A 26,795-nucleotide genomic window follows, 5' to 3' on the forward strand; every position below is an offset into this window, starting at 1 on the left:
TTATAAATTTTAGGATAAATATTAAAATGTTTTTTGAAATAGCATTAATAGGAACAACCGCGAGTGGAAAAACATACATAGCTAATACTTTAGCAAGAGAATTTGATGCTGTTGTTTTAAGTCTTGATAGTCTTTGTGTTTATAAAGAAATTAATATAGCAAGTGCCAAGCCTTCGCAAGATGATCTTGCGAGTATAAAATACTTTGGGGTAAATTTATTGAGTGTGAATGAACATTTTAATGTTGAGCTATTCATAAGAGAATATCAAAAAGCAAAAGAATTTGCTTTAGCTAGAAATTTACCTCTAATTATAGTAGGTGGAACTGGATTTTATTTAAAAACTATGATAGATGGTTTGAGTGAAAAAACCTTAGAGTCAAAGAGTTCTTTAAATAATGATGAAATTTATGCTCTTTTATTAAATATTGATCCAAACTATAAAATAGAAAAAAATGATACTTATAGATTAAAAAAATGGCTGGGTATTTATGAGCAAACAAGAGAAATTCCTAGTGAATTTTTAAAAAGAACACAAAAAACTGGGGTGCTTAAAGATATAGAAATTTATGAGCTTGAGTGGGATAAAGAAATTTTAAAAAAACGTATTCAAACTAGAACAAAAGAAATGCTTGATAATGGACTTTTAGATGAAGCAAAAATTCTTTTTTCTAAATTTGATCATAAGCTTAAAGCATTAAATTCTATAGGTTTGAAAGAGTGTAAAGAATATTTAGATGGAGAAATTTCCTTTAAAGAGCTTGAAAATTTAATCTCGATACATACTACGCAACTTGCCAAAAGACAAAGAACTTTTAATAAAAAATTTCAAAGTAAAGCCTTGGAATTTGATAAAGCTTTAGCTACTTTAAGAATGAAATTTTCAATCGAAAAATAAATGTTCTACTAGAATTTTTACTCCTAATATAATTAAAACCAATCCGCCTAAAAGTTCAGCTTTATTTTTAAGATAAATTCCAAATTTATTTCCTATTTTTAGAGCAATGATACATAAAATGAAGGTAATAATACCTATTAAAAATATGGCTAATAATAAATTTACATTTAAAAATGCAAAACTCACACCAACTGCTAGTGCATCGATACTCGTAGCAATTGCTAAAGCTAGCATGGTTTTAAAGCCAAATTGGTTGGCATTACTATCGCAATTTTCATTTTCCAATGACTCTTTGATCATTTTTAATCCTATTAAAGAAAGTAAAATAAAAGCTATCCAATGATCAATACTCGCAATAAAAGATGCAAAAGTTATACCTATAAAATAACCAATAGTTGGCATCAAGGCTTGAAATCCACCAAAATAAATTCCAACAATAAGATAATGTTTTAAATGTAGTTTTTTAACACTAAAACCTTTGCATAGTGATACAGCAAAAGCATCCATTCCTAAAGCACAGGATAAAAAAATAAGACTATAAAAATCCATAATAAATCCTAAAATTTTATAAAAAATTGAAGATGAAATTATAATCAAACAAAGATAAAAATCACATAATTTTGATATATTTAATTAAATTTTAAGAAATAAATATATATAATTCAATTTCATTTTTATTTTTTACTCCTTAAAAGTGGCCCATTCGTCTAGCGGTTAGGACATCGCCCTTTCACGGCGGTAACACGAGTTCGAGTCTCGTATGGGTCACCACTTTTTAATTTTTCTTTTAAAATAACTATTTTTTCATTTTTCTATTAAAATTTAATAAATATTAATAATTTATTTTGTAGAATACGGATAGCTTTTGATATAAGTCTATTATAGACTTATATCAAGGCTGGGCATTATTGAGCTGGTGTTTGCTCTTTTGTTTTTTTGTGAGTTTTAGCTTCATGTTTTTTATCAGCTTTAGCTTTTGAATGATGAGCTTTTGTATGTGTTTGATTCACATCGCTTGGAGTATTAGCTGCAAAAACATTAGCTACGAGAGCACCTAGTAATGCTGAGATTAGTACAACTTTTTTCATATTTTCCTCCTTATGAATAATTTTTAGTTGCAAATTAATTGTAATTATTAAAAACCAACAAATAGATATTTTTTGTAAAAATATTTCAAAAAAATATAATTTTTTATATACATTTAAATTATTATTAAAATATATTATAAATATATCTTATTTTATTTAGATTAAATAAATAGAAATTTTACCCACTAAGCTTTTAAGATATTTTTACTCTTTTTAATATTATTATGGTAATATTTTCAATATCAAACTAAAAATAAAGGAGAAATTATGTTTGAATTAAGAAAATTACCTTATGATACCAATGCTTTTGGTGATTTTTTGAGTGCTGAAACTTTTAGCTATCATCATGGAAAACATCACAATACTTATGTTACAAATCTAAATAATCTTATTAAAGATACTGAATTTGCAGGTAAAGATCTTGTAAGTATTATCAAAACTTCAAATGGGGGCGTATTTAATAACGCAGCTCAAGTTTATAATCATGATTTTTATTTTGATTGCATTAAGCCAAGTACAGGCTGTGGTTGTGGCGGTTCATGTCAAAGTATAGATGCTAATTTACAAGCGGCACTAGAAAAAGAATTTGGATCTTTAGAAAATTTCAAAGCTGAATTCATCAAAGGTGCTACAGGAGTTTTTGGTTCAGGATGGTTTTGGTTAGTTTATAATACTAAAAATCAAAAACTAGAATTTGTAGGCACTTCAAACGCAGCTACACCGATTACTGAAGATAAAGTTCCTTTACTTGTTGTAGATGTTTGGGAACATGCTTATTATGTAGATCATCGTAATGCACGCCCTGCTTATTTAGAGAAATTCTATGCTCATATCAATTGGGAATTTGTTGCAAAAGCTTATGAATGGGCTTTAAAAGAAGGTATGGGATCAGTTAGTTTTTATGCAAATGAACTTCACCCTTTAAAATAATTTTAATCCTTTTTGTGTTAGAATGAATTTTGGCTTAATGTCAAAATTCTATACGAAAAGGAGCAAAAAATGGATAATTCCTTATCTGCATATACTCAAAAATATGACAAAGAAGGTTATGGACTTCAATATCCTGATGGTCATGTTATAAGATTTTACGAGAGAATCTTAAAATACAAACTAAGTAAAACAAGTGGAAAATTACTTGATTTTGGTTGTGGAAATGGAGTGCATTCTAAGTATTTTAAAAATATAACGGGGGGGGTATAGAGCCTTATGGTATTGATATAGTTCCTAGTTTAAAAAAGTTTTGGGAAAAAGATCCTTGCTTAGATTCTAAAAATTTTCACATCATATCTCCTAATTCTAGCTTTAAAAAACTCTTCAATACAAAAATGGATTTTATATTTGCAAATCAAAGCTTATATTATCTTACAAAGCAAGCTTTTAAAGAAGCTGTGCAAGAATTTTATGAATTATGCAATGAAGGAGCTATTATATTTGCAACTATGATGAGTGATAAAGGCTATAGTATGTATGAAAGAGGAGAACTTATGGATAATGGATTACGTGAAGTAAAAGGATGTCCAAGTGGTAGATTGAGCGGTTCTTCATATATACGCTTTACTAAAGACATAGAAGAATTAAAAGAAGATTTTAAGCCTTTTAAACCTTTATTTTGGGGAGATTATGAATTAATTAATCTGTATAATTTTGAAGGCAGTGTGGAGCACTTTATTTATATAGGACAAAAGTAAGTGCTAAAGCACTTACTCTCCTAAACTTGGAGTCATTTCGATAATCTTCCAAGGAAGTCCTTGAGAATTCAGCTCTTCCATAAAAGGCTTAGAGTCAAATTCTTCCATATTAAATACGCCTTTTCCTTGCCAAATTCCTTTAGCGACTAATTTCGTGCCTATCATAGCAGGAACACCTGTAGTATAGCTTACAGCTTGTGCGCCAGTTTCTTTGTAGCATTCTTCATGATTACAAACATTATAAATATAAACTTGCTTATCTTTTCCATCTTTTTTACCACGAATTACGCAACCTATATTGGTATAACCTTTAGTACGTGGCCCCAAACTCGCAGGATCGGGAAGCAAGGTTTTTAAAAATTCTATAGGAATGATTTCTTTTCCTTGGTGCATCACAGGTTTAATCCCTAGCATTCCAACATTTTCGAGACATTTCATGTGAGTTAAATAACTTTGTCCAAAGGTCATAAAAAAGCGTATTCTTTTTAAACCTTTGATATTTTTTACCAAGCTTTCAAGTTCTTCATGATAAAGCAAATAGCTATCTTTCACACCTACTTCTGGATAATCCCACTGTATTTTTATTTCCATCGGCTCTGTTTCTATCCACTTGCCATTTTCCCAATAACGCCCTTTAGCAGAAACCTCACGCAGATTGATTTCAGGGTTAAAATTCGTCGCAAAAGCATAGCCATGATCACCTGCATTGCAATCTAAAATATCTATATAAGAAATTTCATCAAATAAATTTTGCTGTGCATAAGCACAAAAAACATTAGTTACACCAGGATCAAATCCACTTCCTAAAAGTCCTAAAATTTCTGCTTGTTTAAACTCATCATTTCTTGCCCATTGCTCTTTGTATTCAAATTTAGCTAAATCAGGATGTTCATAATTTGCCGTATCTACATAATCAATCCTTGCTTTTATACAAGCATCCATTAAACTCAAATCTTGATAAGGCAAAGCAACATTGAGTAAAATTTGTGCTCCTGTTTTCTTGATAAGTTCTACAACCGCATTGCTATCATCAGCATCAATTTGCGCTGTTTCGATTTGAACCCCTAAACGCTCTTTGATAAAAGCAGCGATTTCATCACATTTGCTTTTTGTTCTACTAGCTAAAGTGATTTTGCTAAAAGTATCAGAATTCATTGCGCATTTTACAGTAGCCACACGACTTACTCCACCTGCGCCTATGATTAAAAGATTTTTCATGAAATTTGTCCTTAAAAGATTTTTAGGAATTTTAACTAAAAATTGATAATATCAAAATTTATTTTTTCTTCTAAGTTATAATTTGAGCTTAATAACATAAAAAATTCTATATTTTTATATCTTAACTTAATTCTATAAAAAGCCCCTAAAAATTCTTTTTGTAAAATTTTAGCCTCAAAGCGATTTCCTATTTTAAGCTCTGCATAACCAAAAATATAATTTTTTGAAGCTATCCAAGCAAAAAATTCATCTTCTAAATCAAGTTTTTCTTCTATGATATTTAAATCAGGTAAAATTTGCGCACTTTTAAAATCAGGCTTAAAATAAAGCTCTTTAGGATTTGCATGAGCTAAAATTTTTCCTTTTTCTAAAAAAGCGATTTGATCAGATATACAATAAGCATCTTCAATATCATGAGTTACCATAATAGCCGTAATGCCTTGATTTTCTATCATTTTTTTTAATTCTCTTCTTAAATCCTGTTTTAAATTTTGATCCAAATTAGAAAAAGGTTCATCTAAGAGCAAAAGCTTACATCCTCTTGCTATAGCTCTAGCAAAAGCCACTCTTTGCGCTTGCCCTCCTGAAATTTCATCGATTTTTTTATATCGTAAATCTTCAATTTCAAAAGTTTTAAGCAAATGATTTAAAATTTGATTTTTATCTTTTTTATCATAAAGTGCAAAAAGTATGTTTTTCTCAACATTTAAATGAGGAAATAAAGCATAATTTTGAAACATCAAAGCCACTTCACCTTTGCAAGAAAACAAATCATAAGAACTAGCTTGTTCAAGCTTAGCAACAATCCTTAAAAGTGTGCTTTTTCCACTTCCACTACCTCCTAAAATACTCAAAAATTCTCCTTCTTTGACATGAAGATTGATATTTTCTAAAGCTTGTATTTTTCCAAAATTTTTAGATAAATTTTTAATTTCTAACATCATCTTTCCTTGTGATTTTATCCATCCAAACAACAACCATTAAAGAAAGAAAAACGATAAACAAGGAAGGCAAAGCTGCATCATAAATTCTTTCATCACTTGCGAACCAGAAAGCTTTAACACTTAAAGTTTCAAAACCAAAAGGTGCTAAAATTCTACTTAAAGGAAGTTCTTTAATCGTATCAATAAAAACAATAATAAAAGCTAAAAATAAAAAATGTTTCATTAAAGGTGTGTGAATTTTAAAAAATAAAATAAAATAACTCGCTCTTAAATTTAAACTTGCCTCATCAATATTTAGATGAATTTTATTATATCCTCCCTCTAAAGAATAAATTGCACTCGCTAAAAAACGAATTATATAAGCAAAAACAAGAACAAGTAAAGAATTTCCCAATAAACTCATGTGAAAAAATTTATCCAAAAATACAAAAAGCACTATAATGCTAATCCCTAAAGCAGCAGCAGGTATAGAATAACCCAAAGAACTTATTTTTAAAATAAATAAATTAAAAAAATGATTCTTAACTATCCTAGAACTAAACATCAAAAAATAAGCTAAAAAAGTGGTAATTAAAGCAGTGATTAAAGCTAAGATTATAGTTTGAAAACTGATAATATAAAATTGCGATTCAAAAAGCTTATGATCTTTTAGTCCCCAATAAACTAGCCAAATAAAAGGTAAAATAAAACCTACAAAAGCAATCATAAAACAATAAATACAGGATAGAATTTGTTTAATAGGATTTAATTTTCTTTTTTTGATAAAAAGAGTTAAATTTTGATTAAAACTATAATGATGTTTATTTTTATAATAATAATCCACATACATAATCAAAAATACAAAAAGCATTAAAATACCCGATAAAACACTAGAAGAATAAGAATCATTCAAATCATACCAGAGTTTAAAAATTCCAGCCGAAAAAGTATCCACTCCCAAATAAGCACTTGCACCATAATCACTCAAAGTTTCCATTAAAACCAATAAAGCTCCAGAAAAAATGGCAGGTCTTGCACTCAAAAGTGCCACGCGTGTAAAAAATCTAAATTCAGAATATTTCATGATTTTAGCTACTTCATAAGCCTCTTTAGCTTCACTTTTAAAAGCTGTTTTAGCAAATAAATAAATATAAGGATATAAAGAAATAGCCAAAACAAAAATAACACCATAATGATTGAAAAAATCTATCCTAAAGCCAAAATTTTCGTGAAAAAATCCTTGAAAATCCATAATTCCCACATAAACAAAGGCTAAAATATAAGCAGGTATGGCTAAGGGTAAAATGAGTAATTTTTGTAAAATTTTACAGAAATAAAAATCATAATTTGCGATCAAATAAGCAGAACTCACACCCAAAATCAAGCTTACACACAATACTCCCACGCTAATTATAAAAGTATCTTTGATGAATTTTAAAAATAAATAATCAAAAAAATGACTCAAATTTTCTTTAATAGATGAAAATTGGGTTAAATTACTTGTATTAAAATTTTGAAATAAAATATAAAAAAGTTCAGCAAAAATACCAAAAATAGGTAAAGCAAGAAAAAGGGCAAGTAAAATTGCCCCGAGTTTATAGTATTTTAGGGTTTTATACATTATCTAAAACCGACTTCATCGTAAATTTTAACCGCTTCTTTAATATTTTCTGCTATCTTACTCACAGGGATTTGATCTTCTTTGAAAGTTCCAAAATCTTTTACCGTTTGGCTTAATTCTACATCATTTCTTATAGGAAATTCATAATTACTATCAGTAAGAATTTTTTGAATTTCAGGACTTAACATAAATTCCATAAATTTTTTAGCCGCATCTTGATTTTTACTTGATTTTGTCATAGCAATACCGCTAATGTTAATATGCGTTCCTCTATTGTCTTGATTAGGAAAAATAATACCCAAAGAATTCCCCACTTCTACATCTTTTGGATTTTTAGAATTCTTTAAAAGCCCTATATAATAAGTATTCATAACTGCAAATTTAGCTTCACCTGCAAATACTTGTCTGGCTTGATCTCTATCTCCACCCTTTGGATTTGTCGCAAGATTATCAAGCACACCTTTAGCCCATGCTTTAGCCTCTTTATTTCCATCATTAGCTATAATAGATGCTAAAAGAGTTTTGCTATAAGGAGCTGTAGCACTTCTCATAACAATTTCTCCTTTAAATTCAGCTCTTGCTAAATCTTCATAATTTTTCATTTTGCTAATATCGATATTTGCGTTTTTGTTGTAAGCAATAATTCTTGCTCTTTTTGTGATCGCAAACCATTCTTTATCCTTATCTCTTAAATGAGCAGGTATAAATTCTTCTAAATATTTTGATGAAACAGGAGATAAAAGTCCTAAATTTTTAGCTTCTGTAAGATTTGAAATATCAGCTGTGATGAAAATATCAGCAGGGGAATTACTTCCTTCAAGAGAAAGCCTTTTAATAAGTTCTGAAGCTTTAGCTTGAGTATGATTGACCTTAATACCTGTTTTTTCTTCGAATTTTTTGATGATTTCAAAATCAGCATCATAATGTCTTGCTGAGTAAATATTAAGCTCACTAGCACCTAAAAATGAAACAGCTGTTAAAAACATAAAGAAGATTTTTTTCATATTTTATCCCTTATTGAGAATTATACTCGGTTTTATTAAGATCTTTAAAATCGGTATGAGAATGTTCAGAGCAAGCAAAAGCAAAGCCAACGCATAATAAAAATAAAATTATTTTTTTCATAGACATTAATTCCTTTTTTAGATATTTTGATAAGAAATATTAATATTAAAAAGTAAATATGACGTAATATTTATATTTTTATATTTCTTTAAAGAATAAAGAGGTTTATTTTTGACACATATATTGATAAATTTATGATTTTTAATAAACTCTTGATTAAATAAAGTTGATTAAAATTTTTCTTTTAAAAGGTGGTAGCATGTTTTCTTCATTTTTTGCAAGTAAAAAATGGGCTTTATGGGCTTATTTAGGACTTTTTTTACTCTTATTTTTTCTTTTTATTCAAACAAGTCTTAATGTTGCTATAAATTCATGGTATAGTGATTTTTATAATGTCTTGCAAAAACCTAAAATAGAAATTTTAGATTCAAATTTAACACAAAAAATAGACACTAGTTTCGAAAATAATGCCACTTTAATCCAAGAGGCTAATCAAAGAGCTGAGCAAAATTTCCAAAAAGCTAATTTTATCAATAAAGGCGCATTGTATTATTATCAAAATTTATTAGAATATTTTTTCAACTCTAGGGCTATGATTGAAAAGCCAAATTATTCAGCAAATGATTTTTATGCTTTGATTTTAGTTTTTTTGGCTATTGCTATTCCTTATGTTTTAATCGCTACGATTAATATCTATTTTGCTAGCGTCTATGCTTTTAAGTGGCGTGAGGCTATGACTTTTTCTTATTTGAAATTTTGGAAAAATAAAGATGACAATATAGAAGGAAGTTCGCAAAGAATTCAAGAAGATACTTATAATTTTTCCAAAATCGTAGAGAGTTTAGGACTTAGTTTTATAAAAGCTTTGATGACCCTTGTAGCATTTATTCCGATTTTATGGAGTTTAAGTGATGTTGTGAGTAAAGCTTTATTTGCAAATTTAAGCGAAAATTCTTCTTTTTATTTTTTAAAAAACATTGATGGTTTGCTTGTTTATATTGCACTTTTGATTTCTTTAGGAGGCTTGGTTGTGTCATGGTTTGTAGGTATTAAGCTTCCTGGACTTGAATATAACAATCAAAAAGCTGAAGCAGCTTTTAGAAAAGAGCTTGTTTATGCTGAGGATAATCGCAAAGAATACGCTAAAAATGAGACTATGATAGAGCTTTTTACAGGGCTTAAATTTAACTATAAAAGACTTTTTTTACATTATGGATATTTTAATATTTGGCTCATTTTATTTGAGCAAATGATAGTTATAGTGCCATTTTTAATCATGGCACCAGGGCTTTTTGCTGGAGCTATAGGACTTGGTATTGTAATGCAGATTAACAATGCTTTTGATCAAGTACGAAGCTCTTTTAGTGTTTTTATCACAAACTGGACAACTATCACTCAACTTAGGAGCATATATAAGCGTTTAAAAGAATTTGAGAAAAATATTTCTTATAAGTCTTAGTTTTTTCTTATAAAATACAAGAAAAAATTCAAATATTAAATTTACTTTTAATTGTGTATAATAAGGTTTAATAATATTTTATTTCTTAAGGAGCTTCATTGGACCCCAGTCAGGTTTTGGATTTAAACCAAACTTCTACAGCATCTTTTGATGCAGGATATTCTATACTTATGGTTATTGTTGCACTTGCTCTAGTGTTTTTAAATGGTTTTTTTGTTTTGTCTGAATTTAGTATTGTTAAAGTACGTCGTTCCAAGCTTGAAGAAATGGTAAAAGAAAAAAAAGCTGGTGCCAAGAAAGCTTTGGAGGTTACTTCAAGACTCGATACTTATCTTAGTGCTTGTCAATTAGGAATCACTTTAAGTTCTCTAGCTCTTGGTTGGATAGGTGAACCTGCTATTGCAAAAATGCTAGAAATTCCGCTTATTAATCTTGGTTTTAGCACTGTTATTATCCATACTATAGCTTTTATTATTGCTTTTAGTATTATTACTCTTTTACATGTGGTTTTAGGAGAACTTGTGCCAAAAAGTATAGCTATTGCAGTTGCAGATAAAGCGGTTTTATTTATAGCTAGACCTCTTCATTGGTTTTGGATACTCTTTTTGCCTTGTATTAAAATTTTCGATTTTTTAGCAGCTATAAGTTTGAAACTTTTTGGAATAAAACCTGCTAAAGAAAGCGAGCTAACTCATAGCGAAGAAGAAATTAAAATCATAGCAAGTGAGAGTCAAAAAGGTGGAGTTTTAGATGAATTTGAAACAGAGATCATACGCAATGCTGTTGATTTTTCAGATACTGTTGCTAAAGAGATTATGACTCCTAGAAAAGATATGATTTGTCTAAATAAACAAAAAAGTTACGAAGAAAATATGCAAATCATTTGTGAATATAAACATACTCGCTTTCCTTATATTGACGGTTCTAAAGATACTATTTTAGGGATGATACACATACGAGATATAATACAAAATGAATTAAACCATAAAAGTCAAAATTTAGATACTTTTGTTAAACCTTTGATTTTGGTTCCTGAAAATATCAGCATTTCAAAAGTACTTGTAATGATGAATAAAGAACGCTCTCATACTGCATTAGTAGTTGATGAGTATGGTGGAACTGCTGGAATTTTAACCATGGAAGATATCATGGAAGAAATTATTGGTGAAATTAAAAGCGAGCATGAAGAAGACAGCTATAAAAAACTTGCTGAAAATATCTATGAATTTCAAGGACGATGCGATATAGAAACTGTTGAAGAAATGCTTGTAATAAACTATGATGAGGATTTAGAACAAGTTACTATAGGTGGATATGTATTTAATCTTTTAGGACGCTTACCTATGGTAGGAGATCGCATTGAAGATGAACTTTGTTACTATGAAGTTAAAAAAATGAATGGGAATTCTATAGAGCGTGTTAAGGTGGTTAAAAAAACCAATAAAGATGAAGAATAAGTCTCTTTAGGCTTATTTCTTTTTGTAAATTTGGTTTTTAATTTCTATACACTCAAAACCTTTTTTATCTAGTGTAACTACGCGTAAATATCCACCATCATCTATTTTACCCTCGCATAAAAATACCCTTTTGGCTATTTTCATAGGAAGTTTTTCTTTATTTCTGTGTCCAAAGATTTGATAAAGATTGTCCGAGGTGAAATTACAAAATTGATTTGCCACTTTTTGACTGTCTTCATATCCACCTACACCATAAATAAAATCATGGCTTGGTATAAAGCTTATTTTTTCAGGTTTGGAGGGTATAAAATTTACTCCTCCATGTGAACAAAATATGAATTTATTTTGGAATTTGTAGTATAAACATTCTTTTAGATGAGGATAGAGTTTTCTAGCATCTCTTGGAGTAAGTTTTTCTTTTCTAAAATCCTTTAAAGTATTTTCATTAAATTCTTTGGAATTTGACAATTCTCCATTAGCCCATTTTATAAGATGTCTTTCGTGATTTCCTTCTAATAAGCATACATTTTCTTTTTCGCAAATTTTTAAAAGAAATTTTATTACTTTGCCATTTTCTATACCTCTGTTGATATAATCTCCCAAAAATATATAAAATTCATCTTCTTTGATTGTTTTAATGTATTCTTTTAAAACACTATAACAACCTTGTAAATCTCCTATATGATGAATTTTTTTATATTTACTTAAATTTGGCATTTGGTAAAGACATTTTTTCCAGTCATTTGAGTCTAAAATTGGATATTTTTTTGGATTTTTTTTGAGTAAATCTTGAGTTTTTTCCAAAAGAGCATAAGGGATGATATATCCATTTTTTTTAGCTTCTAAAAGATTTTTTTCTTGACATTGTTTTAAAGAGCTATCAAAAACAATAACATACATTTTATAGCGATATTGTTTAGCTAAGTCTTTGTAAATTTTTAATGTTTCATTGTAAGCGTTTATGATGCAAAACTCACCTTTTTGCATACGCATTTCTAGAAGTTTGAGTAAAATTTTACTCAAATCTTCATCATTTTTAACATTTAAAATTTTATATTCACTGACTATATTTTTAACGCTTCCTGATAAAAGACGCAAAGCATTTAAATCAAGTGTATAATTTTGAAGTTTATTATTTTTGATAAATTCTTCTTGTCCTGCGTAATAATTCCCTCTTAAAACAAGTAAGATTCGCACATTCTTTGCCTAGATTTTCTTTAAAAATTCAGTCTTTAAAACAATAACGCCAAATTTATCTACTCTAGCCTCAATTTCACCTTCTTTAGAAGTGAGCTTAATATTTTTTATAGTAGTTCCACGTTTTAAAGTTGTACTTGCACCTTTAACCTTAAGATCTTTTATTACACTCACGCTATCACCTGCGTTAAGTTCTGTTCCATTAGCGTCTTTAGCCATTTTTTTCCTTTCTTTGATCTAAAATATTTAAAATTTGCACCACTAAAGCAAAAGCCATAGCAGTATAAATATATGCCTTATCAATATGAATATCAAAACTTTCAGCAACTAAAACTACGCCTATTAACACCAAAAAAGCTAAGGCTAAAATTTTAATGCTTGGATATTTTTCAACAAAATCTGCTATAGGTTTAGAAGCAAAAAGCATCACAGCTACTGCGATAATAACAGCGATAATCATGATGGTTACATCTTGAGCAATTCCTACTGCGGTAATAACACTATCAAGTGAAAATACTATATCAATCACAGCAATTTCAGCTACAACTATCCAAAGTTTATTGCTTGCTTTAAAATGACTTTGACTTTCTTCTTGATGAGAAATTTGCTCTTTAATTTCTTTAATAGACTTTACAATCAAGAAAAGCCCACCTAGTAAAAGAACTAGATCTCTTCCTGAAATTTCATTGCCCAATACACTAAACAAAGGTGTTACAAGTTTCATCACCCAAAAAAGAGATAAAAGAAGTAAAATTCTTGTAATCATTGCAAAAGCTAAACCTAAGATACGTCCTTTATCACGATGTTCAGGGGGTAGTTTGCTTACTAAAATAGCTAAAAAAATGATATTATCTATCCCTAGTACAATTTCAAGAGCACTTAAAGTAGCTAAAGTAATCCAAGCATCAATACTAAATATCCATTCAAACATAAATTTCCTTGAAAATTTTAAAATTTTTTAAAGCGATATTTTATAGTTTTAAAGCAAATACCTTTAATTCTTTAAGAAAAAATTTCAATCACACTTAAGGGTAAAATTTCATGTTCTAGGCTATGAATTTTTTCTTCAAATTCTTCAAAACTCAAATTTCTTTTTTCAAAAGCTTTTTGAGCTATAATCATTCCACCATCAAGTTCTTCACTGACCCAATGCACACTCACACCAGCCACTTTCATATCACTTTCATAACTTTCTTTAATCGCATGTGCTCCTTTAAAAAGGGGTAATAAAGAAGGATGAAGGTTAATTGCCTTAATATTTTTTGTAAAAACAGGACTTAAAATTCTCATAAAACCTGCTAATACAGTAAGATTTGCTCCACTTTCTTTGATTTTTTGTACCAAAATCGTATCAAATTCTTCACGAGTATTATAAGCCTTATGATCAACAATGACAGTATCAAGACCAAATTTTTTTGCCCTTTGTATACCAAAAGCATCTTTTTTATTGCAAAGGCAAAGTACTACTTCATAGGTATTTTCCCCTATGGTTTTTTTATGAAGTTTTTCTAAAATATTTTCTAAATTACTTCCATTTCCGCTAAAAAGTACAGCTAATTTTACAAGCATTTTAATCCTTTGATAAGTTTTAAAGCGTCAAAGCTATTTTTATTAAATTTATATTTTTTTGCAACAAGCCCATGAGCTAAAGTAGCATTTTTTGCTGCTTCTAAAGCACTAAAACCAAAACCTAAATGTGCAGCAATCATTCCACTTAAAACATCTCCACTCCCACCTTTAGCTAAGGCTTGATTTCCCAAATTTACAACAAATAATTTTTCTTTTTGCGCAATAATAGGATTTGCTCCTTTTAAAACAAGAACACAATCATAATTTTGCGAAAATTTTCTAGCATAGAAAAAGCGATTTTTTTGCAATGCTTCTATATCTAAATCCTCATCAAAGCACATTTTATAAAGTTTTATAAATTCTTTTGGATGAGGGGTTATAACAACATCTTTTCTGTTTAAATACCAAAGCAAAGCTTCACTTAAAAAGCAGTTTGCATCCAAGATCAAAGGAGTGTTTTGCAAAATTTCATCTTTTAGAAAATCCAAATTTTCAAGCCCCATACCTAAAGCAATAGCACTTGCATTATTTTCAATTTTTTCTTTTAACATCAAAAGAGGTGAGAAACTTTTTTGTGCTACTAAAGAAACAAGACCTGCTCCAAAATTTAAGGCTCCAAGTCCTGCTAAAGTTCCAGCGCTTGCATTGGCAACTATATAAATATGGCCAAAATTTCCTTTATTAGTGTTGATTTTTCTATCTATAGTTTTTAAATCTTTTTTTTCAAGCAAAAAAGCTTGAGAATTAGGGTAAAATTTCTTAGAGCTAATGCCTAAATTGGCTATTTTAATCCTTCCTACAAATTCCTTAGCAAAATCTTCAAGTAAAATTTCCTTTAAAGCTCCCATGCAAAGTGTAATATCAGCTTTAAAACAAGGATAAAATCCCAAATTTGTAGGCATATCACAAGCTATTTTTAAAGCCTTGCTTTGATTAACTTTTTGAATTATTAAACTTGTTTTTTCATCTAAACAACGATTTGAGCCTGTACCTAAAATACAATCAATAATAATATGAAATTTTTTAAAATTGGGTTCTTTTTTACAAAATTTAAAAGCATAATTTTGTAAAATTTGCTCTTGTTTTTTAAAAAGCGTATTTTCTTTAAATCCTATTTTATAAGCTTTAGCGTGTTTTAAATTTCTTAAAGCCACCAAGCCATCTGAAGCGTTGTTACCCCCGCCTAATAAAAAAAGTATTTTTACTTTTTTAATCTTGCGTTGAATGCAGATTTTTTTAGCTTCTTTTTTAATCAGCTTGGCTAAATTTAATCCCGCATTTTCCATTAAAATAAGCTCATCTAAGCCTTTATTTATAGTATTTTGTTCTAAAATGTTTATATTATCAATAATAGCTTTCATAATCTTTTTTCACCAAAAAATATATATTTTTTTCTCTTTCTTCTTCAAATTTTTTCATTTTAGGTAAAAATTTCTGGATCAAAGCACGAAAATTCTTAAAACCATAATTTTGCGGATGAAAATCCGAGTATTTGCGGTTCATATTAGTGCGTATTAGTGCGTATTCGGCACGCCCCTTTTCATCGATGAGCTGTTCGGTGATATTGATTAAAGCTCTTAAATAATCCTTGCTTAAAATATCTTCTTTATCTTTATCTAAATAAAAAAATTCACTAAAAGCATTTACATAGGATTTTATAGACTTTTCAAGCCCCATTCCTATAACTTGTTTTTTATTTTCTCTTAATTTTTGAATAAGTGAAGTATAATCACTATCGCTTGAAACAATAACAAAAATATCTATGTTTTTTTCATAAAATATAGACATGATTTCAGTGATTAAATACATATCGCTTGAGTTTTTATTGGCTGCAAAATTAAATTGTTGCATAGCGATTAAAGAATATTCAGCAATTTGCTCTCTCCAACCTTGTATATTTTTTTGAGTCCAGTCTCCATAAATGCGTTTAATGATAACCTCTCCGTAATCTGAAGCAATATCAAAAATACTTTTAGCATATTTTGCAGGGATATTTTCTGCATCTATAAAGATAGCTATACTTTTATTTTCCATTTTAACTCCTTGCTCTAAAGCTTAAAGCTTCTAAAATATGGGTTTTGTTAATATTAAAACTTTGTTCTAAATCCGCTATACTTCTTGAAACTTTTAAAATTTTATTGAGCGATCGCAAAGAAAGATTATAACGTGAAATTGCTAAATCTAGCGTATCTTTAGCATCTTTTTCCAATACACAAAAACGACTTAAATCTTCATCTTTTAATTTCCCATTAAATTCTTTTTGCCCTCGTTTTTTACCAAAAATAAAAGCTTGCAAAATTTTTTCACTCATTTCTTTAGAACTTATACTTGTTTTATCATCCTTACTAATCTCATCCATAGCTACATAAAGATCAATCCTATCCATAATAGGAGCTGAAATGTGATTTTTGTATTTTTTAATCTCATTTTCACTACAAACACAAGAAAGATTTTTAGAAAATAAATTTCCGCAAGGACAAGGATTTTGAGCAGCTATAAAGCTAAATTTTGTTTCATAAGTGATTTTGGAATTTACTCTTGAAATATGAATTTTATGATCCTCTAAAGGCTCTCTTAAACTCTCTATGATTTGCTTGTTAAAATGTGGAAATTCGTCAAAAAACAATACTCCACCATTTGCAAGTGCGACTTCTCCAATTCTAGCATTTTTTGTTCCTCCGCCAAAAATACTTGCTCTTGTAGAAGTATGATGAGGATGACGAAAAGCACGAATTTTAGTAAATTCACAATCTTTTGAATCTAAAGACATATAAGCATTTTGCATTAAAATTTCACTTAAACTTTGAGGAGGCATGATATAAACAAGGCGTTTAGCACACATACTTTTACCACTTCCTGGACTTCCTTCAAATAAGATATTATGCATACCTAAAGCAGCTATCATACAAGCTCTTTTAGCCTTTTCCTGCCCTTTGATGTCTTTAAAATCAAGTTTAAAATCCATATTTTGTAAAAAAATTTCATTTTCTATTTGCAAAGGGTTTGTAAATAAAGGATGATTGTGCGAGAAGTGAAAATTTTCATAATTTTTTTCTTTAAAAAACTCTATTGCTTCATTTAAATTTTCAAGTCCATAAACCTCCAAATTTGGTATCATGGAAGCTTTTTGCGCTATGCTTTTTGGAACAACGATTTTAGCTTTTTTAATTTTAGCAGAGAGAAACAAAAGTAAAGAAAAAAGCTCATTTGTGCTTTTAATACTTCCATCAAGTCCTAATTCTCCTACTACAAAAAAGTCATCTAATTCTTCATTTTGCAAAAGGATTAATAAAGCAATAGCCAAATCAAAATGCGATCCCTTTTTTGGGATGCCTGAAGGACTAAGATTGATAGTAATTTTTTTAGCAGGAAAAGCAAAATCACAACTTAAAAGCGTGGCTTTGATGCGTTCGATACTTTCCTTAATCGCTACACTTGCAAGTCCTACTATGCTTAAATTTGGCAAACCTCTTGTAAAAGTGGATTCTACCTCTATAATGTCTAAGCCTTCATGAAAGCTTATGCACTTTAGTTTTTTCATTTCTCTTTTTTATGATTTTTCTTCTTTTTCTTAAATTCTTTATCGAATTTTTGACGCTTAGCAAAAGAAATTTTTTCTATAAATAAATGTCCATTCAAATGATCATTTTCGTGTTGAATAGCCACAGCTAAAAAACCTTTTGCTTCAAGTTCTTTAAATTCTCCAAAGCGATCTTGATATTTAAGTAAGATATGATTATAGCGTTTTACTTCTTCGAAAAAATCTGGCACACTCAAACACCCTTCGGTACAAGTGATCATTTCTTCATCTAAAGGAATAATTTCAGGATTAATAATCTCTAGCAAATCTTCTTTTTTTTGTTCATCATTTTCATCAAAAATATTTACAAGTAAAACACGCAAAGGAATATCCACTTGAATAGCTGCTAAACCTACCCCATTACTTGCTATCATAGTTTCATACATATCATCAAGCAAGGTGTGAAGTTCTGTATCAAATTTATTTACAATTTCAGAGTTTAAAAAAAGTCTAGGATTAGGATAAGTGATAATTTTTCTAACCATTAAAAAACCTTTGTTTTAAATGATCTCCAAAGAAATCATTTAAAACTTTTTTCCAAAACCTTATCAATCAGTCCATATTCTTTAGCTTCTTGTGCTGACATGAAAAAATCTCTTTCTGTATCTTTTGCTATTTTTGTAACTTTTTGCTTAGTATTTTTTGCCAAAATATCATTAAGTATAGTTTTAAGTCTTAAAATTTCTTTAGCTTGAATTTCAATATCTGTGGCTTGACCTCTAGCTCCACCTAAAGGTTGATGAATCATAATGCGTGAATTAGGCAAAGCAAAACGTTTTCCTTCTGCGCCACAACTAAGCAAAAATGCTCCCATAGAAGCAGCTTGTCCTATGCAAATCGTACAAACATCAGGTTTGATATAGTTCATAGTATCATAAATACTAAAACCACTTGTAATGACACCGCCTGGAGAATTGATATAAAGATAAATATCTTTTGTAGGATCTTCAGCTTCTAAAAAAAGAAGTTGTGCTACGATAGAAGCAGCAAGTTCATCATGAATTTCGCCACTTAGCATAATAATTCTATCTTTTAAAAGGCGTGAATAAATGTCATAACTTCTTTCACCACGACTGGATTTTTCAATAACATAAGGAATAAACATTATTTATCTTCTTTCTCTTTTTTGCTCGCTTTTTCCGATTTTTCCGATTTTTCTGTTTTTGGCATAAAAATATCATTAAAAAGTTTTTCTTCAATTAAAGCCATTTTCACAGCAGGTAAAGCTCCTTGTTTTTTATAGTTTTCTAAATGCTCTTTTGGATTCATACCATAGCGATATGCTTCAAAATAAATCGCTTGAATCAATTCTTGATCATTTACTTCAATCTTACGCAATTTTGCAAGCTCATCAATAATAAAAGTAAGTTTTACACTTTTTTGCGCTTCTTCTTTAAAAGAATCACGTTTTTCTTGATATTTTTCTTTACTTGCTTTAAGCTCTTCAATTTCTTTTTCGCTAAAAGTATTAAAAGCTGCACGCATTTGCATATCAGTTTCTTGTTCTACTATGCCTTTAGGTAAATCAAAATTATATTTTTCAATCAAAGCATCTGCAAATTTACCTTTTAATTCATCATTTACAAGTTTAAAAAGCTTTTCGTTTTTGATTTGCTCTTTTAATTTTTCATCTAAAACTTCAACACTAGTTTTTTCTTCTCCTGGTAAAAGTTTTTTAAGCATTTCTTCATCAAGTTCTGGAATTTTAAGCTCTTGAATTTCATGTAGTTTTACTTTAAATACGGCATCTTTACCCGCTAAATGCGCTGCACCGTATTCTTTAGGGAAAGTTACTTTGATATCTTTTTCTTCACCTATTTTCATTCCTACCATACCATCTTCAAAACCTGGAATAAATTGCTTAGAACCAATTTCTAAAACATAATTTTCAGCTTTACCACCTTCAAAAGCTTTATCATCTACAAAACCTTCAAAATCAAATTTTGCAAAATCACCTTCTTTTAAAGCTCTTTTTGTTTTTATAGCTTCAGGAGTAGCAAAACGCTTTAAAAGTTCATCTTTTTTCTCATCAATTTCTTTTTTACCTACTTTTGGAGTTTGGTATTCAGGAATGAGTTTTTCATAACCCTCAAGTTTGATTTCAGGTTTAAAAGAAAGTATTAACTCAGCAATAATTTCTCCATCTTTACGATCAAATTTTTCAAAATATGGCTCACCTACAAGCTCTTTACTTTCTTTTTTAAGTTCTTGTAAAGCACTATTTACAGCAGATTTAAAAAGATTTTGTTCCGCGTCTTGAGTGAGTTCTCTTTCATATCTTTTAAGTACAGCACTTACAGGAACTTTTCCTGGTCTAAACCCATCCATTTTTACACTTTTAGAAGCTTTTTTTGCTAAATTTTCTACTTCACTTTTGATCATTCCTGAAGGAATTTTTACACTAGCAGTCGCATTAACAGAATCTAGTTGCTTTGCCTTTACTTCCATAGTTTTTTTCCTTATAAAATAAAATTTGCTTTCAATCATAGCAAATTTTTCCTTATTACTTGCATAAAATTTTAAAGTAATTTATGATAAAATTGCAATATTACATTATTATTAAAATAATAAAAATATTTTTGGAGAAAAATTTGCAAAAAAAATTTGAAGATTGTGTTAAAACTATGCTTGAAATTATAGGAGAAAATCCAAATCGTGAAGGACTGATTAAAACACCAAATCGTGTTTTTAAAGCTTATGAATTTCTTACTAGTGGTTATACGCAAAATGTCAAAGATATTTTAAATAATGCTTTATTTGAAAGCTCTAATAATGAAATGGTTTTGGTGCGTGATATAGAATTTTACAGTCTTTGCGAACATCATCTTTTACCTTTTTTTGGGCGTGCTCATGTAGCCTATATCCCTAATAAAAAAGTAGTAGGTTTAAGCAAAATTCCACGCCTTGTAGAAGTGTTTGCAAGAAGACTTCAAATTCAAGAACAACTTACCGAACAAATCGCACAAGCTTTAATGGAAAATGTCGATGCAAAAGGTGTGGGTGTAGTCATAGAAGCAAGACATATGTGTGTTGAAATGCGTGGAGTACAAAAAGCTAATTCCACCACTACAACTTCAGCTTTGCGTGGAATTTTCTTGAAAAATGAAAAAACTAGAGAGGAATTTTTTTCTCTCATAAACTCTGCTAAACAGGTAAGATTTTAATGAATCTTGAAAAACTACGTTCCAAACTTGGTAAAGAAAATTTAAGTGCTATTTTTGGAGAGATTACAAAAATTTCTGCTACAAGTATAGAAATTCGTGGGCTTAAAACAGGGGTTGGAGATATAGTGAAGTTAGTTTCCAATGAAAATGAAAATTTAAACACTCTAGCTATGGTCGTAGAAATCAAAGAACAATTTAGCTATTTAAGCCCATTTTCTTTTATAGAAGGTTTTAAGATAGGCGATCGTGCTTTCATAAGTGATGCAGGTATGCAAATAGGCGTTAGCGATGAACTTTTAGGCAGAGTAGTAGATCCTTTTATGCGTCCAAAAGATGGTAAAGGAGCTATAGAAGTAAGTAAATATATGCCTATAATGCGTGCACCTATTGATGCGATGAAAAGAGGGCTTATAGAAGAAGTTTTTCCCGTGGGTGTTAAAACCATAGACGCACTTTTAACTTGTGGTGTAGGGCAAAAACTTGGTATTTTTGCAGGAAGCGGGGTAGGAAAATCCACTCTTATGGGAATGATAGTTAAAAATTCCAAAGCTCCTATAAAGGTAGTGGCACTCATAGGAGAAAGGGGGCGTGAAATTCCTGAATTTATACAAAAAAATTTAGGCGGAAAGCTCGATGATACAGTGATTATTGTTGCTACAAGTGATGATAGTGCTTTGATGCGTAAATACGGTGCTTTTTGTGCAATGAGTGTGGCAGAATACTTTAAAGAACAAGGTAAAGATGTACTTTTTATCATGGATAGTGTAACGCGTTTTGCTATGGCGCAAAGAGAAATAGGACTAGCTCTTGGAGAACCTCCTACAACCAAAGGTTATCCACCAAGTGTTTTAAGTCTTTTGCCTCAACTCATGGAAAGAACGGGTAAAGAAGAAGGTAAAGGCACTATAACAGCCTTTTTTACCGTTTTGGTAGATGGAGATGATATGAGCGATCCAATTGCTGATCAAAGTCGTTCTATCTTAGATGGACACATTGTTTTAAGTCGTGAATTAACAGACTTTGGAATTTATCCTCCTATTAATATACAAAACTCTGCTTCAAGGGTGATGAGTGACATTATAAGTCCTGAACATAAACTTTGGGCAAGAAAATTTAAGCGTTTAAACTCGCTTTTAAAAGAAAATGAAGTATTGCTTCGCATCGGTGCCTATCAAAAAGGAAGTGATAAAGAACTTGATGAAGCTATTTCTAAAAAAGAATTTATGCAAAAATTCTTAGGGCAAAATCCTGAAGAAAGCTTCGAATTTAATCAAACTTTAGAGCTTTTAAGTCAAATTGATACACCAAATACTCCTTTGCCACCAACTCAAAATATAAATGTAGGAAGTGCAAGTGCAACCTTGCCTAATCCTAATTTAAAATAAAATTATTTAATAAAATAATCCCCATCAAAACTGATTAAAGAATATTTCCTTTCATTGCCTATGCTTTGGGTTAATTCTTCTATGCTTAAAAAACTTAGCGTATCAGCTTCTACATATTCACGCACTTCTTCAGTATTTTTATTTGCGCTGATAAGTTCTTCAAAAGTTGGAGTATCTATACCGTAAGTATCAGGAAATTTGATCTCAGGACAAGCTATGGCAAGATGGATTTTGCTCGCTCCTGCAGCACGAAGTAAAGAAATTATTTTTTTAGAAGTAGTGCCACGCACCAAGCTATCATCAATGACTACAATTTCTTTGCCTTCTAAAACTTTACGCATAGGGTTAAGCTTTAGTTTTACTTTTAAATTTCTAAGCTCTTGAGTTGGCTCTATAAAGGTTCTTCCTACATAATGATTTCTTACTATTGCCATTTCAAGAGGGATTTGTAAATATTGCGCAAAACCTATAGCTGCACTTACTCCACTATCTGGCACAGGCACGACAAAGTCTGCTTTATAAACAAATTTTTTAGCTAAAGCTTCGCCCATTTTTTTACGCACTTCATACACACTTTTGCCTTCTACTATGCTATCAGGTCTAGCAAAATAAATGTATTCAAAAGCACAAATTCTAGGAGTTTGAGAAAAAAGTTCTATACTTTCAAATTTATCATTTCCTTGAGTAAAAATAAGCATTTCCCCTGGTTTAACATCACGAATAAATTCAGCCTCTATAAGATCAAAAGCACAAGTTTCACTAGCAACTATATAGCCTCCATCTTTTAAACGTCCTAAAGATAAAGGACGTACTCCATGAGGATCTCTTACAACATAAAGTTTATCTTTGCTTGCTAAAACAAAACAATAAGCCCCTATACATTCTTTTAAACTCTCAATAAATCTATCTTTTAAGCTTTCTTGCTTACTTCTTGCGATAAGATGGACAACATTTTCTGTATCCATATTGGTTTGAAAAATAGCCCCATCTTGAATAAGTCTTGATCTTACTTCTTCTTTATTAACTAAATTTCCATTATGCGCTAAAGCAATATCACCTAAAACCGAAGTAGCTGCTATGGGCTGAGCGTCATTTAAACTTGAATTTCCTGCTGTAGAATAGCGATTATGCCCTATAGCGATTTCACCTTCTAAAGTTTTTAGATTATCAGGATTAAAAATTTGACTCACTTCACCTTTAGCTTTAATAGTCTTAATATTTTTACCATTACTCACACTAATACCACTTGCCTCTTGCCCACGGTGTTGCATAGCAAAAAGTGCATAATACGCATAAGTGCTAGCATTTTTTGAATTGATAACTCCTACAACTGCACACATTTTAAATTCCTAAAAAATCATTGATTGAATACATTTTTGCTTCTTGCTTACTAAGCCAAATAGCGATTTTAATCGCACCTTTAGCAAAAGTCGCCCTTGAAGTAGCGGTATGATTAAGTTCTAAAAATTCCCCATCTTCATAAAAACCTACTGTATGACGTCCTACTATATCGCCACCCCTTAAACTCATCACGGCAATCTCATCTTTGCTTCTTTCACCTATAATGCCATCTCTTCCACTTACTCTTACTTTTTCAAGTTCTAAATTTCTAGCTTTTGCTACACTTTGGGCTAAAGTCATAGCCGTACCACTTGGTGCATCTTTTTTATGGCGATGATGCATTTCTAAAATTTCTATATCAAAATTTCTTAGCATTTGACTGGCTTTACTAGCAAGATAGTTTAAAACTGCAACACCTAAAGACATATTGGTCGCATAAAAAATCGGCATCACTTCACTAGCACTTTGCATCAAATGTAAAATTTTCTCATCAAGTCCTGTTGTACCTATTACCAAAGGTTTAGGCATAGTTCTTGCATAATTTAAAAGCTCATGAGTTCCACTTGGGGAAGAAAAATCAATAATCACATCGCTTTTTTCAAAAAGCTCTTCTAAATTTCCACCCTTATTATAAAGTATCGAAATTTGTGCTTGCGTTTCGCTTTTTAAACATTCTTCAATCTGTTTTCCCATGCGTCCTTTAGCGCCATAAATTCCTATTTTAATCATCTTTTTCCTTGAAAATAAAATATTGATTTTAGCATTTATTTTGTAAATTTTAAATAATAAAATTAAGCTTTATAATTTTTTAATTTATATAAATTATCTAACAATTTTGCTTCTTCTCCTAAGCCCTTGCTATGATAAAATTTTAAATTTTTACTAAGATATTTTTGCTCTACCCAGCCACCAAAATCATGTGGATAAAGATAGTTTTGTTTTTCTTGATGATTGTTGTTAAGATAATTAGGTATTTCTAAAGCTTCATTATTTTTTACATAGTTTAAAGCTTCATTGATAGCTTTGTAGCTTGCATTAGATTTGATTGTGCTTGCTAAATAAACTACGCATTGGGCTAGGATAATTCTTGCTTCAGGATAACCTATATTTTTAACAGCCTCTAGAGTCGAAACCGCTAAATTTAAAGCATTTGGATCGGCATTTCCGACATCTTCACTTGAAAAAATCACCAAACGCCTAGCGATAAAATCCGCACTTTCTCCTGCATCAATAAGTCTTGCAAGATAATAAATAGCTGCATCAACGTCACTTCCGCGTAAACTTTTTATCATTGCACTTGCTAAAATATAATGTGTATCTTTTGAGCTAACACCTTCACTATTTATGGTGTTGCGAAGTTTTTTAAGATTTTCAAGACTGATATGTTTTTCATCTAAAACCAAGACAAATTCAAGCAAATTTAGCATAGCTCTTGCATCAGCACTTTTAAGTAGAAAATCTTTAGCTTCTTTATCAATACTAAATTTCATTTTTTCTTGTACACGCAAAAGTAAAGTTTCAAGTTCCTTTACCCCTAAAGATTTAAATTCGAAAAGCATGGAACGACTTCTTATGCCAGAACTTAAAACAAAATAGGGATTTTCAGTGCTTGCGCCGATTAAAATTAAACGGTAATTTTCCATAGGAATTAAAAGCATTTCTTGTTGGGTTTTGCTAAGGCGGTGAATTTCATCAATAAAAATTAAAGGCTTATAAAGACTATTTTTATAATTATCTAAAATTTTTCTTAGTTCTTCGAGTTTAAAATTTCCTCCATCAAATTCATAAAAATCTAAGCCAAATTCTTTGGCTACAACTCTAGCAAAAGTTGTTTTTCCAGAACCTGCTGTTCCAAAAAAAATACTATGAGGAAGTTTTTGTAAAGCAGTAAATTTTTTGAAAATTTCTATAAGCTCATATTGTCCTAAAATATCATCAAAATTTTCAGGGCGAAAGGTTAAAGCTAGGCTCATTAATTTAAATCCATATTTGAAAATTCACTACCATTAATTTTTAGCTGAGGATTGGCTAAGCTATCATAAGATAAATTTAGAAAAAAGTTATTATTTTCTTTTAAAAAATATTGATTTAAACCTCCATAATCCTTTGTCCAAGGAAAAATTTCATCTGGCTCATCTAAACTGATAACTTGTAATTTTGCTTGATAAGAGTTGTTAATATTTAAATTGCCTTGTAGACTGATATTTTGTTTATTTTTTTCAAGAATTAAATTTTGTATTTTTAGATCAAGATTTTTTTGAATAAAATGAGAGATATTGAAATTTGAGTTAAGAAATTTATTTATGGTTATGTTAAATTTTGTTTTGTCAAAATTCAAATTCTGACCCAATAAAGATTTAAGATCAATATCAATTTCATTAGATTTTCCTTGTATGTTTAAGTTTATTGTTGAATTTTCTTCATTAAAATTTACTTGGTTTTTGCTATAAAAAGAATTGATTTTATTGTTATCTAGCACAAGATAATCAAAGTTGATTTGTTGTTGGCTATCGCTAAATAAATTTAACTCATAAAATTGTACAGGATTGTTAAAAAATTGTTCGTAATTTAAATTTTGCAATACAAATTTAGTATAAAATTGAGAAAAATCAATCATATCAAAATGTATTTTAATGTTTTTAATTTCTAAATTTTTATTCATTAAAGCTTCAATATATCCGCCGTTTATGATGGTATCTCCGCCTTCATTGCTTAAATTTATATCTTTAATATTTAGAAATATTTTAGAGTTGTTATCGTGTAATTTGAGAGTAAAAGTTCCTAATTTATTGTTTTTTAACACTTCATCTAAAAAATCAAAAGGATTTGTAAAATTTCCTTTTATAATTTTATTTAAGAAAAAATAATTATTAAATTTAAGGTTGATTTTGGTTGAAAGCTGTGTATGAGAGTGATTTAAAGTAAAACTTCCTTTAGAAGTTAAAAAACCTTTTTTGAAGTAAATATCTGTAATTGTATAATCAGGATTGCTGTTTTTAATAAATTTATTAAATAAAAGTTCGTTGGTGTATTCTATATAAAATATATGAATAATAAAACCTAATATAAAACAAAAAACAATAAAAATCCATTTTTTCATTATTTGCCTTAGATGAAAATATAAGTGTTATTTTATAAATTGCT

29 protein-coding genes and 1 tRNA gene are annotated in these 26,795 nt (G+C 29.5%); 9 read left to right on the forward strand and 21 right to left on the reverse strand.

Translation table 11 applies throughout. From position 1 onward, the window contains the following. The first annotated feature begins 26 nt into the window (after positions 1-26). Complete coding sequence (gene miaA, locus AJN70_RS02870; protein WP_070210600.1) at positions 27-896, forward strand: tRNA (adenosine(37)-N6)-dimethylallyltransferase MiaA; 870 nt, start codon at positions 27-29, stop codon at positions 894-896. Here miaA and AJN70_RS02875 read toward each other — a convergent pair. Then, entirely contained in the window at positions 882-1,445 is a 564-nt protein-coding gene (locus tag AJN70_RS02875) for a manganese efflux pump MntP family protein (protein ID WP_070210601.1), read from the reverse strand. The two genes, miaA and AJN70_RS02875, sit on opposite strands and share 15 nt — an antisense overlap. Positions 1,446-1,592: 147 nt before the next feature. Between AJN70_RS02875 and AJN70_RS02880 the strand changes: the two genes are divergently transcribed. Then, a tRNA-Glu gene (locus AJN70_RS02880) sits at positions 1,593-1,667 on the forward strand. 134 nt (positions 1,668-1,801) lie between these two features. Here the strand turns inward: AJN70_RS02880 and AJN70_RS02885 are convergent. Next, on the reverse strand, positions 1,802-1,984 hold the full coding sequence (locus AJN70_RS02885) for a hypothetical protein (RefSeq protein WP_070210602.1): 183 nt from the start codon (positions 1,982-1,984) through the stop codon (positions 1,802-1,804). A gap of 267 nt (positions 1,985-2,251) precedes the next feature. Between AJN70_RS02885 and sodB the strand changes: the two genes are divergently transcribed. The 3 genes from sodB (at position 2,252) to AJN70_RS09840 (ending at position 3,672) form a co-directional block, all read left to right on the forward strand. Next, complete coding sequence (gene sodB / locus AJN70_RS02890) at positions 2,252-2,914, forward strand: superoxide dismutase [Fe] (RefSeq protein ID WP_070295476.1); 663 nt, start codon at positions 2,252-2,254, stop codon at positions 2,912-2,914. Between the two features lie 69 nt (positions 2,915-2,983). Continuing rightward, positions 2,984-3,184, forward strand: coding sequence for a hypothetical protein (locus AJN70_RS09835; protein ID WP_052782227.1), 201 nt, complete (start codon positions 2,984-2,986; stop codon positions 3,182-3,184). A 125-nt stretch (positions 3,185-3,309) separates the two neighbouring features. Next, positions 3,310-3,672 (forward strand): hypothetical protein, encoded by a 363-nt coding sequence (locus AJN70_RS09840; RefSeq protein ID WP_002870694.1) that lies wholly within the window; start codon positions 3,310-3,312, stop codon positions 3,670-3,672. A gap of 12 nt (positions 3,673-3,684) precedes the next feature. Here AJN70_RS09840 and AJN70_RS02905 read toward each other — a convergent pair whose 3' ends face one another. The 5 genes from AJN70_RS02905 to AJN70_RS02925 are packed head-to-tail and all read right to left on the reverse strand — an operon-like array spanning position 3,685 to position 8,565. Then, positions 3,685-4,890, reverse strand: coding sequence for a saccharopine dehydrogenase family protein (locus AJN70_RS02905; protein WP_070210603.1), 1,206 nt, complete (start codon positions 4,888-4,890; stop codon positions 3,685-3,687). A 35-nt stretch (positions 4,891-4,925) separates the two neighbouring features. Next, positions 4,926-5,834 carry an ABC transporter ATP-binding protein gene (locus AJN70_RS02910; protein ID WP_083262309.1) on the reverse strand — a complete coding sequence of 303 codons (909 nt, stop codon included), beginning with the start codon at positions 5,832-5,834 and terminating at the stop codon, positions 4,926-4,928. Beyond that, positions 5,818-7,434, reverse strand: a complete 1,617-nt coding sequence (locus AJN70_RS02915) for an ABC transporter permease (RefSeq protein ID WP_070295478.1) — start codon at positions 7,432-7,434, stop codon at positions 5,818-5,820. Before AJN70_RS02915 ends, AJN70_RS02910 begins: the two co-directional genes overlap by 17 nt. Further along, positions 7,434-8,438: a Fe(3+) ABC transporter substrate-binding protein gene (locus AJN70_RS02920; RefSeq protein ID WP_070295479.1), complete on the reverse strand. Its 1,005-nt coding sequence runs from the start codon at positions 8,436-8,438 to the stop codon at positions 7,434-7,436. The genes AJN70_RS02915 and AJN70_RS02920 overlap by 1 nt, the downstream gene beginning before the upstream one ends. A 10-nt stretch (positions 8,439-8,448) precedes the next feature. Then, the gene (locus AJN70_RS02925; RefSeq protein WP_011812694.1) at positions 8,449-8,565 is read right to left on the reverse strand and encodes a hypothetical protein; all 117 of its coding nucleotides are present in this window, start codon (positions 8,563-8,565) and stop codon (positions 8,449-8,451) included. A 193-nt stretch (positions 8,566-8,758) separates the two neighbouring features. Here AJN70_RS02925 and AJN70_RS02930 point away from each other — a divergent pair, with 193 nt between their 5' ends. Together AJN70_RS02930 and AJN70_RS02935 are read left to right on the forward strand one after the other, a co-directional pair. Beyond that, positions 8,759-9,958, forward strand: a complete 1,200-nt coding sequence (locus tag AJN70_RS02930; RefSeq protein WP_044779780.1) for a putative transporter — start codon at positions 8,759-8,761, stop codon at positions 9,956-9,958. Positions 9,959-10,056: 98 nt separating this feature from the next. After that, entirely contained in the window at positions 10,057-11,415 is a 1,359-nt protein-coding gene (locus AJN70_RS02935; protein ID WP_070295480.1) for a hemolysin family protein, read from the forward strand. A 12-nt stretch (positions 11,416-11,427) separates the two neighbouring features. Here AJN70_RS02935 and AJN70_RS02940 read toward each other — a convergent pair whose 3' ends face one another. From AJN70_RS02940 to tig, 10 genes are all read right to left on the reverse strand, one after another. Continuing rightward, positions 11,428-12,612 carry a metallophosphoesterase gene (locus AJN70_RS02940; protein ID WP_070233484.1) on the reverse strand — a complete coding sequence of 395 codons (1,185 nt, stop codon included), beginning with the start codon at positions 12,610-12,612 and terminating at the stop codon, positions 11,428-11,430. 9 nt (positions 12,613-12,621) lie between these two features. Beyond that, on the reverse strand, positions 12,622-12,831 hold the full coding sequence (locus AJN70_RS02945) for an alkylphosphonate utilization protein (protein WP_002857271.1): 210 nt from the start codon (positions 12,829-12,831) through the stop codon (positions 12,622-12,624). Next, positions 12,824-13,543 (reverse strand): TerC family protein, encoded by a 720-nt coding sequence (locus AJN70_RS02950; RefSeq protein WP_002851673.1) that lies wholly within the window; start codon positions 13,541-13,543, stop codon positions 12,824-12,826. Before AJN70_RS02950 ends, AJN70_RS02945 begins: the two co-directional genes overlap by 8 nt. A 71-nt stretch (positions 13,544-13,614) precedes the next feature. Continuing rightward, positions 13,615-14,181 (reverse strand): phosphoribosylglycinamide formyltransferase, encoded by a 567-nt coding sequence (purN, locus tag AJN70_RS02955; protein WP_002866343.1) that lies wholly within the window; start codon positions 14,179-14,181, stop codon positions 13,615-13,617. Then, positions 14,172-15,542, reverse strand: coding sequence for a bifunctional ADP-dependent NAD(P)H-hydrate dehydratase/NAD(P)H-hydrate epimerase (locus AJN70_RS02960; RefSeq protein ID WP_070233483.1), 1,371 nt, complete (start codon positions 15,540-15,542; stop codon positions 14,172-14,174). Before AJN70_RS02960 ends, purN begins: the two co-directional genes overlap by 10 nt. Further along, a complete protein-coding gene (locus tag AJN70_RS02965) occupies positions 15,526-16,215 on the reverse strand; it encodes an NYN domain-containing protein (protein ID WP_070233482.1) in 690 nt (229 codons plus the stop codon). The genes AJN70_RS02960 and AJN70_RS02965 overlap by 17 nt, the downstream gene beginning before the upstream one ends. Position 16,216: 1 nt before the next feature. Then, positions 16,217-17,722: a YifB family Mg chelatase-like AAA ATPase gene (locus AJN70_RS02970; protein ID WP_070295481.1), complete on the reverse strand. Its 1,506-nt coding sequence runs from the start codon at positions 17,720-17,722 to the stop codon at positions 16,217-16,219. Next, positions 17,719-18,246: a peptide deformylase gene (gene def / locus AJN70_RS02975; protein ID WP_002851936.1), complete on the reverse strand. Its 528-nt coding sequence runs from the start codon at positions 18,244-18,246 to the stop codon at positions 17,719-17,721. Before def ends, AJN70_RS02970 begins: the two co-directional genes overlap by 4 nt. A gap of 35 nt (positions 18,247-18,281) precedes the next feature. After that, entirely contained in the window at positions 18,282-18,866 is a 585-nt protein-coding gene (clpP, locus tag AJN70_RS02980; protein WP_002861003.1) for an ATP-dependent Clp endopeptidase proteolytic subunit ClpP, read from the reverse strand. After that, on the reverse strand, positions 18,866-20,209 hold the full coding sequence (gene tig / locus AJN70_RS02985; protein WP_070287058.1) for a trigger factor: 1,344 nt from the start codon (positions 20,207-20,209) through the stop codon (positions 18,866-18,868). Before tig ends, clpP begins: the two co-directional genes overlap by 1 nt. Positions 20,210-20,352: 143 nt before the next feature. Here tig and folE point away from each other — a divergent pair, with 143 nt between their 5' ends. Further along, entirely contained in the window at positions 20,353-20,925 is a 573-nt protein-coding gene (gene folE / locus AJN70_RS02990) for a GTP cyclohydrolase I FolE (RefSeq protein WP_002880936.1), read from the forward strand. Next, positions 20,925-22,310 carry a flagellar protein export ATPase FliI gene (gene fliI / locus AJN70_RS02995; RefSeq protein ID WP_002854283.1) on the forward strand — a complete coding sequence of 462 codons (1,386 nt, stop codon included), beginning with the start codon at positions 20,925-20,927 and terminating at the stop codon, positions 22,308-22,310. Before folE ends, fliI begins: the two co-directional genes overlap by 1 nt. Before the next feature lie 2 nt (positions 22,311-22,312). Here the strand turns inward: fliI and purF are convergent, their stop codons facing one another. The 4 genes from purF to AJN70_RS03015 form a co-directional block, all read right to left on the reverse strand. Then, positions 22,313-23,650, reverse strand: a complete 1,338-nt coding sequence (purF, locus tag AJN70_RS03000; RefSeq protein ID WP_070274895.1) for an amidophosphoribosyltransferase — start codon at positions 23,648-23,650, stop codon at positions 22,313-22,315. Position 23,651: 1 nt separating this feature from the next. Continuing rightward, on the reverse strand, positions 23,652-24,380 hold the full coding sequence (gene dapB, locus AJN70_RS03005; protein WP_002861007.1) for a 4-hydroxy-tetrahydrodipicolinate reductase: 729 nt from the start codon (positions 24,378-24,380) through the stop codon (positions 23,652-23,654). A 62-nt stretch (positions 24,381-24,442) separates the two neighbouring features. Then, positions 24,443-25,624 (reverse strand): replication-associated recombination protein A, encoded by a 1,182-nt coding sequence (locus AJN70_RS03010; RefSeq protein WP_002861008.1) that lies wholly within the window; start codon positions 25,622-25,624, stop codon positions 24,443-24,445. Further along, positions 25,624-26,751, reverse strand: a complete 1,128-nt coding sequence (locus tag AJN70_RS03015) for a hypothetical protein (RefSeq protein WP_070295482.1) — start codon at positions 26,749-26,751, stop codon at positions 25,624-25,626. Before AJN70_RS03015 ends, AJN70_RS03010 begins: the two co-directional genes overlap by 1 nt. Positions 26,752-26,795: the final 44 nt, after the last annotated feature.

Source organism: Campylobacter sp. BCW_4341 (assembly GCF_001764255.1).
Lineage (GTDB): Bacteria > Campylobacterota > Campylobacteria > Campylobacterales > Campylobacteraceae > Campylobacter_D > Campylobacter_D jejuni.

Excerpts from the sequence above, each read along its gene's own strand:
- miaA (WP_070210600.1), top strand. The coding sequence starts at position 27 with ATGTTTTTTGAAATAGCATTAATAGGAACAACCGCGAGTGGAAAAACA.
- AJN70_RS02875 (WP_070210601.1), bottom strand. The coding sequence starts at position 1,445 with ATGGATTTTTATAGTCTTATTTTTTTATCCTGTGCTTTAGGAATGGAT.
- AJN70_RS02885 (WP_070210602.1), bottom strand. The coding sequence starts at position 1,984 with ATGAAAAAAGTTGTACTAATCTCAGCATTACTAGGTGCTCTCGTAGCT.
- sodB (WP_070295476.1), top strand. The coding sequence starts at position 2,252 with ATGTTTGAATTAAGAAAATTACCTTATGATACCAATGCTTTTGGTGAT.
- AJN70_RS09835 (WP_052782227.1), top strand. The coding sequence starts at position 2,984 with ATGGATAATTCCTTATCTGCATATACTCAAAAATATGACAAAGAAGGT.
- AJN70_RS09840 (WP_002870694.1), top strand. The coding sequence starts at position 3,310 with ATGGATTTTATATTTGCAAATCAAAGCTTATATTATCTTACAAAGCAA.
- AJN70_RS02905 (WP_070210603.1), bottom strand. The coding sequence starts at position 4,890 with ATGAAAAATCTTTTAATCATAGGCGCAGGTGGAGTAAGTCGTGTGGCT.
- AJN70_RS02910 (WP_083262309.1), bottom strand. The coding sequence starts at position 5,834 with ATGATGTTAGAAATTAAAAATTTATCTAAAAATTTTGGAAAAATACAA.
- AJN70_RS02915 (WP_070295478.1), bottom strand. The coding sequence starts at position 7,434 with ATGTATAAAACCCTAAAATACTATAAACTCGGGGCAATTTTACTTGCC.
- AJN70_RS02920 (WP_070295479.1), bottom strand. The coding sequence starts at position 8,438 with ATGAAAAAAATCTTCTTTATGTTTTTAACAGCTGTTTCATTTTTAGGT.
- AJN70_RS02925 (WP_011812694.1), bottom strand. The coding sequence starts at position 8,565 with ATGTCTATGAAAAAAATAATTTTATTTTTATTATGCGTTGGCTTTGCT.
- AJN70_RS02930 (WP_044779780.1), top strand. The coding sequence starts at position 8,759 with ATGTTTTCTTCATTTTTTGCAAGTAAAAAATGGGCTTTATGGGCTTAT.
- AJN70_RS02945 (WP_002857271.1), bottom strand. The coding sequence starts at position 12,831 with ATGGCTAAAGACGCTAATGGAACAGAACTTAACGCAGGTGATAGCGTG.
- AJN70_RS02950 (WP_002851673.1), bottom strand. The coding sequence starts at position 13,543 with ATGTTTGAATGGATATTTAGTATTGATGCTTGGATTACTTTAGCTACT.
- purN (WP_002866343.1), bottom strand. The coding sequence starts at position 14,181 with ATGCTTGTAAAATTAGCTGTACTTTTTAGCGGAAATGGAAGTAATTTA.
- AJN70_RS02960 (WP_070233483.1), bottom strand. The coding sequence starts at position 15,542 with ATGAAAGCTATTATTGATAATATAAACATTTTAGAACAAAATACTATA.
- AJN70_RS02965 (WP_070233482.1), bottom strand. The coding sequence starts at position 16,215 with ATGGAAAATAAAAGTATAGCTATCTTTATAGATGCAGAAAATATCCCT.
- AJN70_RS02970 (WP_070295481.1), bottom strand. The coding sequence starts at position 17,722 with ATGAAAAAACTAAAGTGCATAAGCTTTCATGAAGGCTTAGACATTATA.
- def (WP_002851936.1), bottom strand. The coding sequence starts at position 18,246 with ATGGTTAGAAAAATTATCACTTATCCTAATCCTAGACTTTTTTTAAAC.
- clpP (WP_002861003.1), bottom strand. The coding sequence starts at position 18,866 with ATGTTTATTCCTTATGTTATTGAAAAATCCAGTCGTGGTGAAAGAAGT.
- tig (WP_070287058.1), bottom strand. The coding sequence starts at position 20,209 with ATGGAAGTAAAGGCAAAGCAACTAGATTCTGTTAATGCGACTGCTAGT.
- fliI (WP_002854283.1), top strand. The coding sequence starts at position 20,925 with ATGAATCTTGAAAAACTACGTTCCAAACTTGGTAAAGAAAATTTAAGT.
- purF (WP_070274895.1), bottom strand. The coding sequence starts at position 23,650 with ATGTGTGCAGTTGTAGGAGTTATCAATTCAAAAAATGCTAGCACTTAT.
- dapB (WP_002861007.1), bottom strand. The coding sequence starts at position 24,380 with ATGATTAAAATAGGAATTTATGGCGCTAAAGGACGCATGGGAAAACAG.
- AJN70_RS03010 (WP_002861008.1), bottom strand. The coding sequence starts at position 25,624 with ATGAGCCTAGCTTTAACCTTTCGCCCTGAAAATTTTGATGATATTTTA.
- AJN70_RS03015 (WP_070295482.1), bottom strand. The coding sequence starts at position 26,751 with ATGAAAAAATGGATTTTTATTGTTTTTTGTTTTATATTAGGTTTTATT.